Origin of the sequence: uncultured Paraglaciecola sp. (assembly GCF_937123705.1) — a bacterium.
In the GTDB taxonomy this organism is placed as follows: domain Bacteria; phylum Pseudomonadota; class Gammaproteobacteria; order Enterobacterales; family Alteromonadaceae; genus Paraglaciecola.
This window is the reverse complement of the sequence record NZ_CAKZKO010000224.1, coordinates 1-11,847: the sequence shown is the minus strand read 5'-3', so window position 1 is coordinate 11,847 and position 11,847 is coordinate 1. Positions and strand designations below refer to the sequence as shown.

General features: G+C 50.0%; 16 protein-coding genes. 2 read left to right on the top strand and 14 right to left on the bottom strand.

The window, feature by feature from the left end:
• The 11 genes from Q0688_RS27435 to Q0688_RS27385 all read right to left on the bottom strand — a co-directional run.
• Positions 1 to 236: hypothetical protein (locus Q0688_RS27435; RefSeq protein ID WP_299085308.1), on the bottom strand; the 236-nt coding region annotated here is incomplete at its 3' end.
• 72 nt (positions 237 to 308) lie between these two features.
• Positions 309 to 674: a hypothetical protein gene (locus tag Q0688_RS27430; protein ID WP_299085305.1), complete on the bottom strand. Its 366-nt coding sequence runs from the start codon at positions 672 to 674 to the stop codon at positions 309 to 311.
• 37 nt (positions 675 to 711) lie between these two features.
• Complete coding sequence (locus Q0688_RS27425; RefSeq protein ID WP_299085302.1) at positions 712 to 885, bottom strand: hypothetical protein; 174 nt, start codon at positions 883 to 885, stop codon at positions 712 to 714.
• 101 nt (positions 886 to 986) lie between these two features.
• Positions 987 to 1,511 (bottom strand): HNH endonuclease, encoded by a 525-nt coding sequence (locus Q0688_RS27420; protein WP_299085299.1) that lies wholly within the window; start codon positions 1,509 to 1,511, stop codon positions 987 to 989.
• A gap of 461 nt (positions 1,512 to 1,972) precedes the next feature.
• Positions 1,973 to 2,956, bottom strand: coding sequence for a minor capsid protein (locus Q0688_RS27415; RefSeq protein ID WP_299085296.1), 984 nt, complete (start codon positions 2,954 to 2,956; stop codon positions 1,973 to 1,975).
• Between the two features lie 135 nt (positions 2,957 to 3,091).
• A complete protein-coding gene (locus Q0688_RS27410; RefSeq protein WP_299085293.1) occupies positions 3,092 to 3,289 on the bottom strand; it encodes a hypothetical protein in 198 nt (65 codons plus the stop codon).
• The gene (locus Q0688_RS27405) at positions 3,289 to 4,224 is read right to left on the bottom strand and encodes a DUF2184 domain-containing protein (protein WP_299085288.1); all 936 of its coding nucleotides are present in this window, start codon (positions 4,222 to 4,224) and stop codon (positions 3,289 to 3,291) included. The genes Q0688_RS27410 and Q0688_RS27405 overlap by 1 nt, the downstream gene beginning before the upstream one ends.
• Positions 4,225 to 4,240: 16 nt before the next feature.
• A complete protein-coding gene (locus Q0688_RS27400) occupies positions 4,241 to 4,669 on the bottom strand; it encodes a hypothetical protein (RefSeq protein ID WP_299085285.1) in 429 nt (142 codons plus the stop codon).
• Positions 4,669 to 5,817: a DUF2213 domain-containing protein gene (locus tag Q0688_RS27395; protein ID WP_299085282.1), complete on the bottom strand. Its 1,149-nt coding sequence runs from the start codon at positions 5,815 to 5,817 to the stop codon at positions 4,669 to 4,671. Before Q0688_RS27395 ends, Q0688_RS27400 begins: the two co-directional genes overlap by 1 nt.
• Positions 5,814 to 7,268, bottom strand: a complete 1,455-nt coding sequence (locus Q0688_RS27390; RefSeq protein ID WP_299085279.1) for a DUF1073 domain-containing protein — start codon at positions 7,266 to 7,268, stop codon at positions 5,814 to 5,816. The genes Q0688_RS27395 and Q0688_RS27390 overlap by 4 nt, the downstream gene beginning before the upstream one ends.
• Positions 7,265 to 8,449: a hypothetical protein gene (locus tag Q0688_RS27385; protein ID WP_299085276.1), complete on the bottom strand. Its 1,185-nt coding sequence runs from the start codon at positions 8,447 to 8,449 to the stop codon at positions 7,265 to 7,267. Before Q0688_RS27385 ends, Q0688_RS27390 begins: the two co-directional genes overlap by 4 nt.
• An 87-nt stretch (positions 8,450 to 8,536) precedes the next feature.
• Between Q0688_RS27385 and Q0688_RS27380 the strand changes: the two genes are divergently transcribed.
• Positions 8,537 to 8,824: a hypothetical protein gene (locus Q0688_RS27380; protein WP_299085273.1), complete on the top strand. Its 288-nt coding sequence runs from the start codon at positions 8,537 to 8,539 to the stop codon at positions 8,822 to 8,824.
• A gap of 46 nt (positions 8,825 to 8,870) precedes the next feature.
• Here Q0688_RS27380 and Q0688_RS27375 read toward each other — a convergent pair whose 3' ends face one another.
• Positions 8,871 to 9,455 (bottom strand): terminase small subunit, encoded by a 585-nt coding sequence (locus tag Q0688_RS27375; protein ID WP_299085270.1) that lies wholly within the window; start codon positions 9,453 to 9,455, stop codon positions 8,871 to 8,873.
• A 2-nt stretch (positions 9,456 to 9,457) separates the two neighbouring features.
• Entirely contained in the window at positions 9,458 to 10,555 is a 1,098-nt protein-coding gene (locus tag Q0688_RS27370; RefSeq protein ID WP_299085267.1) for a hypothetical protein, read from the bottom strand.
• Positions 10,556 to 10,678: 123 nt separating this feature from the next.
• Here Q0688_RS27370 and Q0688_RS27365 point away from each other — a divergent pair, with 123 nt between their 5' ends.
• Positions 10,679 to 11,173 carry a hypothetical protein gene (locus Q0688_RS27365; RefSeq protein WP_299085265.1) on the top strand — a complete coding sequence of 165 codons (495 nt, stop codon included), beginning with the start codon at positions 10,679 to 10,681 and terminating at the stop codon, positions 11,171 to 11,173.
• Here Q0688_RS27365 and Q0688_RS27360 read toward each other — a convergent pair.
• Positions 11,170 to 11,847, bottom strand: a 678-nt coding sequence (locus Q0688_RS27360) for a hypothetical protein (protein ID WP_299085262.1), incomplete at its 5' end; no start/stop codon positions are given. The genes Q0688_RS27365 and Q0688_RS27360 overlap by 4 nt on opposite strands.

Below are 11,847 nucleotides of genomic sequence, written 5' to 3'. Positions count from 1 at the left end.
GCTGCGGCTTCCATTGCTTGTGATTCTGTATAGACAGCCGGGAACGTGTACGGATAGCCAGAGAGTGTTGACTGAGGGACCGGGCATGACGCAATACAACCACGCCATTCATACGTGTAGTTGAGCCACAGAATCGCTGTGCTGATATGGCGCTCTTTTGTATCATCATCCAGTGCTAACCAAGCAGCACTATGACTGAGCAGGTTGTCAGCTTCTGTAATGGTTAGTCGGCTCATTGAATCTCAAATCGTGGGCAATAAAAAAACCGCTCAATCGGCGGCTTCGTGGGTCGTGCTTGTTCGGGCTATTTAGTTCGATTCAATAACGAACTTACCATCCTTGCCAATCCTGCACGTTCTGTTCCTTCCATCCTTTGTCTCAGTAATGACAAAGAATTGACCTCCATCCACATCCTCAACCAGACTGCCGCCAAATATGCCGACATCAACGCCTTTTTCGATGTGATGGACCCGGCACGAACTCAGCGCCTCATCTCGTAGCTCTGCGTGAGTCATCGGCTTGGCCTCTGCTTCAGGGCCGAATATCTTCAGTATCCCGAACAGCAGCGCCAGCGCCAATATGCCGAGAAAGACGATTCCACCAGTATTGTCATCTGGGACTGGGTAATTCGTGCTGTTGCTTTCCATGTCGGTTATTCGTGATTGAGTTGGCATAAATTTATCACGAGGTTCGCGCAAGTCATGTGAAAAATTACCGACCAACCTCTCGATACTCACCCTTCAGAAAACACTCAGGGCAATAGTGCGCCTTACGGCATCGGTTATCCACTCGACCTTTGTCATTCATCATCGGCGTCTCACCCATTATCAGGGTGCGGGTTAATACGCCATGCACCGGGCAGGATGCTCGCTTGATCTCGGGCATTCCTGGCTGAACGATGGATAAATCGGGCTTCGGCATGGCGCTCATATTACGCTGCCTGAGCTGATTTTTCACGGAATAGGCTCGCGTATCTGGCCTTTAGTTCAGGCCGCATCAAATGACATAATCACTTGCACTGCGTTTTCACGACGCCACTTCCAATCGGCAGTTGTGTGGCATGACTTGCACAGGGTTGTCAGGTTGCTCATCCGGTTTGCCTTTGTGTTGCCGCCCTGATACTGATTAAACGGAATTTTGTGGTGTACTTCAAGAGCTTTCCCATGGGCTTCTTGAGTGATTCCGCAGTCTTGGCATACATACCCATCTCGTTTCCTTGCCTTCTCCGCAATGGCCGCCCATCCCGGTCCGCGATATCCTCCATCAACACCTCTTGATGAACCGCCTTGCCAATTCGGGTGTTTCTTACCCTGAAAGGCATTGCTTATCTTTTTCTTGCGTTCTGGATTTCGCTTGATCCACTCAATATTACAACGGTGGCTGCACGTTTTTGCGCCTGCAACCCTGGTGGCTTTGTTGCGCCCTTTGAACCATTTTATCGCTGAAAAACAACAACCGCAATTTAAGCATAGTTGCGGGTCTGGTTGTTTATGCTGGATGCGACACACCATGCTGCAATATTCTGGCGTCTTAGCTCCACTCCTATCCGGCCTGACTGTCCGCTCGCAACCTTTGCATCGTTTTGAGTTATTGGAAATATAGGCAGCTCTGCTGTCTGCCCTGAATTTGTCGTAGCAATCTCTATTGCAGAAAATAACATCCGACTTATCCCCGTTCCGCTTGGTTGACGCATTTCTCCTGTAAACCGGTCCGTGGCAAGCCTTGCAAAAGCCAGATAATTTTGCTGTCCTACCGGGAATGAAATTTGGACCTTTCTGCCATGCTCTATAGCATGCCATCCCGCAAAATCTATTTGATTTTCGCTTATTAAATTGAAACTGTGACCCGCAAATCTCGCACGAACATATTTCGCCGTCTACAATAGCTTTCGCCATGACCTTAACCTCATTCGTTAAGTGATTGGTAGGGCGCTTGGTCGGGTGCAACCTTCCAAGCGTCCGCTAATTATACTCTACGCCGCTTGACGAGATTCGCCTAGCTGCCTAATTGTTCTGGCGTACCTGAGTCTCAATTCCCCATCCGTCAGGCCGCGAGTGCCTTTGGTGTCTGACAACCCTCTAAGACTCACCTCGCCAGAGCGCCATAGCTTCCACTGTAATGCGGTGAATTGCTCACGCTGCCATGCGACAGGCTGGCGCTTTAATAGTTCTTCATACGTCAAGTTGGCTGGAACCTGCCCCGGCTTGGCCATGTTGGACGCCTGAGTGCCTTCTAGCGGCTCATCACCCCATATGGCAAGACTCCTGCAATTCTGGTGTCTTGGCGGGTATGGCGCTCTTCTGTTTGATACCGACCACTCGGTACCCGACAACCCAGCGCATATCGTGGAAGTCCTGTTGTCCAATACCGATAAGTACCGCCACTTACGGACACCCAAATTGCGAAACATTTCCTGCGTCGCTACGTTCGACAAATGATTAAAGCTGGTTCTGACAAGCATCTCAACACCCTGTCGATGCTTACGCAAATCACCATCGCGTCCCTTTAACGCATTGGTGCCAATAATCGACTTGACCGCCTCGTCAACTGTCTCGCCTGACACAAACGAACGCCGCAGCGCATTGGTGATTGTTCGCTTAACAGCTGTCTCTTGGTCCTTGAAATACTCTTTCAACGGTCTTGCCATTAATGGCTGCGCATAGGCTGCACTGACCACTTGCTGCACTGATACGGTTGGTCCTAATACACCCTGAATGGCCATAACCTCGGCTTGTAGCGCTACCTCTGCCGCCGCCAGCTCTTTAGCCGACAGCTTGATGTTGTCCTCGGTAATCTTCGCCCATCGCACAGACAGCGCCTGAATCTCTGCCAGAAGCTGTGTAAGGCGCTCAGTTGAATACTGGCCACGACTACGACCCTGGACGAAATTGTTCTTGTCACGCTCACTCAGGCGGGCAATACGCGCCCTGAGCTTCGTGTCTATATCCAGCTCCAATTCACGCAGAAAGTTGAGTATGCGCGTGGCTGAGCCTTTCGCGTAGCCTTCGCGCTCATGAGCGGCCTGGAAAACTGCGTCGATATAGTCCATACAATCAGGCGACCGAGCCGGAACCCGGTCGCCATCCTCTCATCACGATACGCTGATGATCTTCTTTTCGATCCAGCGCTTGAGTACGCCGTTCTCGGCATACTTAGGCACCTCGGCCTCTGACTCGGCGTCGATATCGACGCCACAAATACTGAGTCGTTGCTTTGACATGTTTTTCACCTTGACCGGCTTGTCTTTCGCAGCTTTCGCGTTCGCTGTCTGGTTGTTGTCGTCTGCCATTAGATGCCATCTCCGTATCGAACTTCACGCGGATAACGAATATCCAGGCCACCCAGTCGAAACACGCCGGGGATCACGAAATTCAGCGGGCCGTCTTGATAGACAGGCAGGAATCGATGAGGCATAGGAATATGCATTTTCATGACCCGAGGGTCGCGACTGTAGGCAATCATTCGAGACTCATCACCCGTGCCAGCTGTTTCCAGGCCACGAACACCCTTGATGGTTAGTTGTTGGCCAGTCATCTGTGTGTAGGTGTTGTTCTTGCGCAGGTACTCCATCAATGATGTGCCCGTACCGTCAATGCGCTTGGTCGCCAATTTACTCAGCTTTGCGTTTGACAGCAGAAGGGTGTTTGCCATTGACGTGTAGGCAGTGTCAGTCGCAACTCCGAGAATCAGCTCATTGACATCATCAAGAATCTGATCCTCAGTAGTGGCCGCATTGTTCCAGTCACCGGTTGTAACATTGGTCGCAGTCACCGCCGTATTGCTGACCAACCCCTGAAACCCTTTTGATGCATCGCCATACAGCGCGACACGATCAACCATCTCTTCATAGGCTCGTCGTGCAGCCATCGCGTCATCATTACTCAGGTTGACACCCATAAGCTGCGCCTGATTGATTTCCTCGAAACCGTAGCCGTAACCGATGCCTGCCATGTACACTTGTGTCTCGTGTTGAGCCAGCTCAGTGCCTGCCAGTGGAATGTCATCTGAATTGCCATTAATCCAGTTTGCCTTTCCGAACTTGTCAGAAGAGTAATACGTCACTGATTTGGCAAACGGGTGAGCAGATGTATCTACCGGGATCAGAGACGGATACTGAATCTCAGGGTAGACCGTTGCGTTCACACCGGATTCGATGTGTGTCTTTTGCTTTTCAACAAAAGTCATTGCCGCCTGCATTGCGTCGGCGGTGAAGTTGATTTTCATTGTCTAATGGCCCTCGTTACGCCAGTCGAACTTTTACAAGTGAACCGGCATCGCCGGAAGAGTCATAGGTAGCACCCGCAATAGCGACCCCACCTGTATTACTGAACGTGGCTGATGCCACAACGACAGTGACTGGCTCCCCAGCGGCAACCGCAACAGCAGCCGTCACCCAGATAACGCCTTTAGTCATCACACGCACGGATTCGCCAACCTTGAATTCATCATCCAAAGTAGACCGGTCACGAACAGAAATACCCAGAATAGCGGTATCGCCTGTTTTCGCCTTCCAACAGCCGTCATCAGCCGCGCCTTGTACAACAGGCAGACCGAAGCCAATAGAGCCAACTTCCGCAGTTCGACTGATAAGCGTCTTATCGTTCGTGTCAACAATGGCACCGATACGACCGGCATCCATTGTTTCGCCATAAGTAGTTTGAATAGCCATTATGCAGCGGCTCCAGTGGTGGATTTGTAAGCGTCAGTTAGCCGCTTTTCGTAGGCATCCTGACCGTTGTCATCATCATCCTGTGTTTGTTTGTCCTGCGATTTCACAACATCTCGGAACTTGTCCGCTTTCACTTCAAGCAAATCAAACGCGGCATCAATATAGGCGTCTGCCTTGTCTTTGCAGAAGTTATCGCCGCGAACACTGTCAACAGTGATGGTCTTGATTTCAAGATCAGTCTTGCCGTCGAACTTTGCATCCTTAACGATGCTGGTTGCTTTGGACACCAGTGCAGATCGATTGGCAACACGCTTGTCGAGATCAGCATCTGTCAGCACCTCGGCCTTCAGCTTGTCGATTTCAGCATCCTTTGTCGCCAGCTCTGCGTCTTTCGCTGCAATAGCTTCATCACTAGCTGCTTTCTGCTCTTGCAGCGCTGCATCGTGACTGGATTGAGCGGTAGTCGCAGCATCTTGCAATGCCTGATTATCCCGCTGTAGTTTTTCAATGGCCTTCGCGCCCGCATCAGTCGTTTCAACTGTCAGGCCGTCAACCGTGATGGTCTTCGTTGTCATCGTTGGTTTCTCATCTTTGGTTATCGGGTATGCTCCCCAGCTGTCGCCTATGCGAACGTCACTACCTGCCCGCCCTCGCTGAACTATCGCAAGATGGTTCATCTTCAGGTCGCGCATCACAGCGTCATAGGTTTCACCCTCTGGCGTTGTGCCTTGCTCTATTGACAAGCTGTTGGTGTATCCCATCGACACCTGACGCTTGCCGTCTTTGATTTGTTTGATTGCCGCCGCATCCATCACCTTGATAGGCACTCGGATGTACTGTCCGTCTCGTAGGACATCCTCACCAATGTCGCCAACCGCGTACTGCTTCCAGTTATCAGCTGTGACCATTTCAGGGGGATGGTCGTTAGTTACTGGCTTTCCAGAGAACGTGCTCAGCGAATCAGTTGAAAACACTTCCGCCTCTGGCCGATAGACGCGAACGACATCCTGATCCATCAGCCCAACTTCGGAACCTGCGTAATTCTGGATACCTGTTCTGGCGCATCGCACCTCGGCAACCAAATACCCGTCACTGGTCTCACGAACGCCGGATAATTCTGCGTCTTCTACAAAATTCACTGTTTTCATTGCATTCCCACGGCTATTGCCTGTTGGCGTTCATCTTCTGCGTTTGTTGACGCTATAACCTGATCGCGTGTTTTTCCCTTGTACATGCCAGCGTTAATCAGGTAGTCGATAGCGGTCCCAGCATCAACCTTGCCCATCGCCTCGGCTGCAACCAGCTCTTTTAAGGTATTGCCGTTGATATCGCCCAACACATGCACGTTTTCATCAATCAGTGATTCCAGATGCGGCAATACGCCCACCTCTGTAAGCCTGTGTGTGGCTATCTGACGCATCTCGCTACCGCTATACACGTGCATTTCGTGCAAGTTCTTCAGCGCTTCCACCAGCTTTGCAAATATCCCTGCAAGCTCAACCTCGGTCATCTGTTTCAGCGGCGTCCATTCGTACTTAGTGCCTTCTGGATAACTACCGACCGCCGAACGAACCAGGCATTGATCAAACAGGTGCATAGCAGGCCCGTAGTCAAGCGTTTGCATGGCCTGTAGCTTGTCGTGATAGTTGTTTAAATCACCTTCGCCGGTTGCGCTCATGCCTGCCGGTGAACGACCCAGGAATCGTGTAGCCGGGATGTCTTCGGATGCTGCGCAGTACAGCGCAAAGGCTTCCATTAATTCGGGAAGGTTGGTGAATGTTGCGCCCTTGCGTTCGTACTTTTCCTCACCATCGAGCACCAATGTTCTATTGATACCCTTCGCTGTAGCCGCGACCGTGAATCGTTTCAGTAGCCGTTTTTCATATTCATCGCTGCTTAAATTCTGGAGCATGTCCGGAACATGAATCACATCCACGTTAGCCTCAAACACCAGGGACGCCACATTCGCAAATGTCCCGCCTGCCTGCTTTATTGCATCACAAGTAGCTTTTAAGACACTCTCACTCCAACCTGAATACGCACCCCCGGTTGTCCAGATATCGGCTAATTCATGCCCGTAGAACAGGATCAGGCGTGACGGATGAATGGTCACTTGTCCTCTCTGGCTGCTGATTGTGTAGTCTTTAGGCTTGCCGTAGTACGGTGTTTCCGGGTCTTGCTCAAGCTCGCCCGCTGTCAGCTCTCGGCGCGTCATCACTGTTAGGTATTTAATGCCGCCTTTTTTTATTGTCTCAGGATTCAAAGGCTCTGTTGGCTCTTGATCGGTACCAATATAAATCGCAGCGCCACCCAGCATGCGACCTTTGATTGACGCTTCTTTGACCTTTGCTTTAAGTCCTAGCCGTTGCTCTTCCAGTTCAATCAAGTCTGAATTATCTGATTCCCATCGCCGCCACTTTCGCAGAGAATCTTCAGCTGGAATATCAATAATCTTTCGCGCAATCCAGTTTGACGAATAAGCGTTCATCAGCTGTTGATCGTCTAGCGTGTTTTCCTCAAACGAGATGCCAGCAGACTTATCGCGGTTGATGTCGCCCAATCCGCCTAGCAGGCTTTTGAGGCCGTCGAATACGTTCATAGGTTGTCTAGGGTGTAGCTAGACGACGACGGCACAGGGAAATAGCACATAGCAACCGCATCAGCCAGATTCGGGCTTTTCGTCCCGTCCGGTGTCTTGTTGATCAATAACTTCAATTTCGCGCCTCTGCTGACAGTCGATTGTGATAGTTCTTTTTGCAGCTTTCTAAGTAGTGGTATCGTTGAATCAATACTGATCAGCTCATCACTGTCGTACTGAATTCCTTCTGTGATTGCCTTGTGAGTTCGTTCAAATCGCCTGCGCAATTCCCATCCGGCCTGCGCCTTCAAGTTGGTGTAAAAATCTTTGTTTGTCGGTGATTCCTTGTCACCCTCAATCACATAGTCATCAGGCTTTAAGACGCCTGCGCCTGCGTTCCATGCGATGTATTTCAACCCTTTTGGCATCAGTCCCTCATCGGCAAGCCGGTTAGTCTCTGCCTTGACGCCTGCACCTACCCCTATGCAGTCGTATTGCACGGATGCTGTTTTACCCTCCAGCGCGGCTACAGATCGTCTAGCGGTAGCGCCTGTGTCTCTTTCTGACCATTCATCGATTGAGCGAAGTACGACGCCTTTTCTCACACACTGCGCGTTCGTGTCTTTACCCTCGTCTGCAACATCGAGCGCCGCCATATACCCGCCATCGTCCGAAAACCCGAGTTTCACGTGAGCATCTATTGCACTTGACACCCAGTCAGACGGAATCAATATACCTTCAACGGATGCGGCGTAATTTCGGTTAACTTCTTGCTCGAAAACGTGCGACATGACTTCTTGTTCGGCCTTTTTACGTCGTGCCTCATACCATTCTTTAGTCTTTAGCGGATGGTCTCGCCAGTCCATCACCAGCACGTTTGTATGCCCTTTGACGACCTCACCAACCCAATCAACGCCAGCCTCACGCCTGCGATGAAACACATTGCCCAGGCCGTTAACAGACGATATGTCTATCTGAACGTTCGTGTTATCAGCCAGTGCCGCTTCAATCTTTTCGGGCCGCTCGTAATGCGCAGCCTCGTCCTTGAAGTAGATCAGTGAACGACCACCTCGGCCAATATTGTCACCAGATTCGCCGGTTATCGTTGAGCCGTTTTCAGGGTTGATAATCTTCATGTATGACATGGATTTTTCATCAAAACCGCTAGGCATAAAGCCTTTCGGTAACGAGCGAAATATCATGCGCATTTTCTCGAATATCGAATCTGGATCACCGATTCGGTCAACCAGCGCTTCTTTCCGAGAACCCCACCCAATAGCAGAGCCTGGATGAAACAAGAACATATACACGCTGAATGCACAGCAAACCCACGTCGCACCCATGTCGCGGCATTTCTCGACAAGCCCATTCTCTTGCTCTTCGATAAGCTGGGACAGAAACGCAATCATGTCTTTCTGTCGATCAAACAGCACGAATGGCATATTCGATGGTTTGTCACTGCCTGCGTTACGAGGGTCGTATGTGTTGACCCAGTGCTCAATAAACTGCACCGGATTACTGCGGTAGTAAACTTTGGCCGCTGCGAGCTTGCTCGGGTTGTTCTTGAAGTCAAATAACTGATTATTGCGCCACTGAATGATTTTCAGGTAATCAGGCGACCATTCAGTCATCAAACGCCTTTAGGTTGTCTTGATAGATTCGAGTGGCCTCTTCAAGAGTCATATCTGGCGTGGTCACGGCGAGGGTCACGGAACCGGAATGCTCCACCTTGTCGGCAAACAACTTCAGGTGCCTGCCAAGCAACTCTGTTGCACCTTTCTTGTCTACCAGCTTTACATCAATCACATCGTCGTAGATAGGATTCTCAGCTGTAGAGCCTGCGGACTTCTGCTTTGTGAATTTAATGCCGTTGACAGCGCTGGCAAAGTCATCATCCCACTCAGACACCCTGAGAACCCGATCCTCGCCGTCAAACAAACTCTTGACCGTGGCCTTCCTCATCTTATCGATGCTAACCAGCACCTCATCAGCGGTGATTCTGAGCCTTTCTGCACGCCTATCCATCAATTCCTGGATATATGCCTTTATCCCTTCATTTCCCATAAACCGATGTGAGTTTGCGTCAGCTGAATCCTCTGCGTAACCTGCCCTGATATATGCCTGTGTAGCGTTCAGATCAACAATATATTCTTGACAAAATCGCACCTGACGATCAGTCAGTGCTGAAGGTGTTTCGTTATCACTCACGACTAAGCCTTACTCCAATACCAACCTGACAAATCACTTTTAGCCGTAATCATCAGTGAACGTTGATCCTGATCAATAATCGGTGAATCGCCTTCAAATGTCCCATTGAGCCAAATATCTGACGTGCTCTGACGTTCAACCCTGAATTTGTCCGTCGTCTTTAACGGTACTGGCACAGGGAATTCAACCGCTTGCACATCGCCATCAGGCGTTGTTACAGCCACTGTCGGGCTTGTTGCTGTAATGCGGTAGTGCCGCAGCTTATTGGCGTGAACGTCGCTTCTGAGCGTGTCAGGTGACGATACAGGCACCACATAGATACCGCCTTCCATGCCTGGATCATGCTTGTTGGCAAAGTGCATCGTGCCGTCCTTGTCCATCGAGAACAGCCATAGAACGTTGTCGGCTGTCTCGTACCTGAATAGAGCGTGTTCTGCTAGGCTCGGGTAATTCGCGACTTGATAGGCTTTTATCTCAGTGGCAGTAGGCTGTTCTGGCGCTGCAAATGTCGTGTTGTTGGGGACTGCGTATGTCTTGCCGACGATATCCAGCGCTGTGCGGCTGTCTGTTGCGTCTGACTGCGCACCATCTGCCGTGCTTTGAGCTGCTGCTGCTGCTGTTCCTGCATTATCTGCTGTCGTTTGTGCAGCAGAGGCATTGCTGACCGCTTGATTAGCGGTTGATTGCGCGTTATCGGCTTTTGATACACCTTGAGACGCTTCAGCTTGTGCATCTGAAATCGCTTGAGCCTGTGTAATTGCTCTTTCGTTCAAATCGTGCGTGAGTACCGTTGATGCACCAGTGTTTGGGTTGTCGGTGGTGAAGACTGATGCTAGTGCAGTAGGCGAGCCATTGCCGCCATGCACAGAATTGTCGGCCGCATGCGCATCAAAATCATCACGCAGGCTATTAACAACCTCTTTAACCTGATTTGCCTCATCAGCTGACCATTTGTACCCTTCAGGAATCGTGGCGATTAGTGCGGATCTAGCAGCTTCATCATCGCCTACTGCCGCGAGTTGTGCCTGTAGATTGGCATAACCCGACCATTCAGCAAGCGGTCGCTGCTCGGCGTATTCAATTTTTTGACCTGCTGGCATTACCTAGCCCTTCGATTAAATGGTGTCATTACCTAAACTCTCAAATTGTCCTGTGCTAAATTCCTTGTTATCGGATGGATGCAACCACCCGACAACCTCACAACTGATAATTGGATATCAATCATGAAAACCTATCTTGCTGTTATTACGCTGCTGTGTTCGTCTGCTGCTTTTGCCGCATTGCCCGATATGTCCGGCGATGACTGGTGGGAAATTCAAAATTCCAATGGAACCGTGAGTATTTGCCAAGGTAGTGGCGATACCTGCTCATCCCTTCCCCCTGGCACTTACATTGTCATCAATCATTCTACTAACCAGAGATTTGAAAATATAACTATTGGCGAGTCAATAACAGTTACCCCTCCTCCCAATCCGTTCTACCATGTAGTCAGGGTTTGCAATGCCGCACCTAATGGCATGTTTGGCGGCGGCAACTGTCCAACTAGTTGCGAACCCGGCGACTTTGCAATGGCTGTGACCTGTAGCGCTCGCCAAACGGGAGAGGAATTTATTAAATTAGTTGACTCTCAAATTGTCCCAAGCGGTGGTAATTGCAGCATTGATTACTATGATACTGCTTCTATCGTAACCACACTTACTTGTGCGGCTATGAATTAGTCCTTGCCCAATATAATCTGATTGCGAATATACAGTCTCTCTTCTACTGTGTTCTGAACTGTGTAATGCTCATACAATGACGCCCAACCGTCGGCCAGTTGGTCTGCTGTGCCGACGATGCCCAATCCTGATGTTGATTGCATCAAAACACCGTCTTCATAAATCGCGATAGTGCCATTGTTTTGGCCTACGTCATTTAGATGTATCTCTGTATCAACACTGACCCATTGGCCGTGCTTGTTATTCCAGAACACGTTGTGATTCGAGTTAATACCACGACCTTTTGAAGCAGCGTCTACATCTTGATCCAAATAACACCAGTTAAAATAGTGGCCTTTCTTGCCGTCAACCGAGCCAGAACCCGCAATGGCAGTTCTAACCGATGCCGATCCGTGGAACGATTGTCCGCCCCCTGACACATTAGCAGTCAAATTTACAGCCAATAGGTCACGATGTGCTGGTGTATGAAAATAAAATTGTCCGTTAGCAATATACATTCCGTTGTTATAGCGACCAACAACCCACGGATGCGGGTGTTGAATCTTGTACTGACCAAGCGGCGTCATGTACTCATAATGAAACACGAGTTTTCTTTTTGACAACCCATTTCGACCAAACTGATTACCCAGTACAGATATGCCTCTCGCGTAAGCATAGGGAACTCTCAGCCTTGC

Bases quoted from the DNA above. Each gene is read 5' to 3' on its own strand.
- Q0688_RS27395 (WP_299085282.1), bottom strand. From the start codon at position 5,817: ATGAAAACAGTGAATTTTGTAGAAGACGCAGAATTATCCGGCGTTCGT.
- Q0688_RS27365 (WP_299085265.1), top strand. From the start codon at position 10,679: ATGAAAACCTATCTTGCTGTTATTACGCTGCTGTGTTCGTCTGCTGCT.
- Q0688_RS27400 (WP_299085285.1), bottom strand. From the start codon at position 4,669: ATGGCTATTCAAACTACTTATGGCGAAACAATGGATGCCGGTCGTATC.
- Q0688_RS27430 (WP_299085305.1), bottom strand. From the start codon at position 674: ATGCCAACTCAATCACGAATAACCGACATGGAAAGCAACAGCACGAAT.
- Q0688_RS27390 (WP_299085279.1), bottom strand. From the start codon at position 7,268: ATGAACGTATTCGACGGCCTCAAAAGCCTGCTAGGCGGATTGGGCGAC.
- Q0688_RS27385 (WP_299085276.1), bottom strand. From the start codon at position 8,449: ATGATATTTCGCTCGTTACCGAAAGGCTTTATGCCTAGCGGTTTTGAT.
- Q0688_RS27380 (WP_299085273.1), top strand. From the start codon at position 8,537: ATGAAACAAGAACATATACACGCTGAATGCACAGCAAACCCACGTCGC.
- Q0688_RS27370 (WP_299085267.1), bottom strand. From the start codon at position 10,555: ATGCCAGCAGGTCAAAAAATTGAATACGCCGAGCAGCGACCGCTTGCT.
- Q0688_RS27425 (WP_299085302.1), bottom strand. From the start codon at position 885: ATGCCCGAGATCAAGCGAGCATCCTGCCCGGTGCATGGCGTATTAACC.
- Q0688_RS27405 (WP_299085288.1), bottom strand. From the start codon at position 4,224: ATGAAAATCAACTTCACCGCCGACGCAATGCAGGCGGCAATGACTTTT.
- Q0688_RS27420 (WP_299085299.1), bottom strand. From the start codon at position 1,511: ATGGTGTGTCGCATCCAGCATAAACAACCAGACCCGCAACTATGCTTA.
- Q0688_RS27410 (WP_299085293.1), bottom strand. From the start codon at position 3,289: ATGGCAGACGACAACAACCAGACAGCGAACGCGAAAGCTGCGAAAGAC.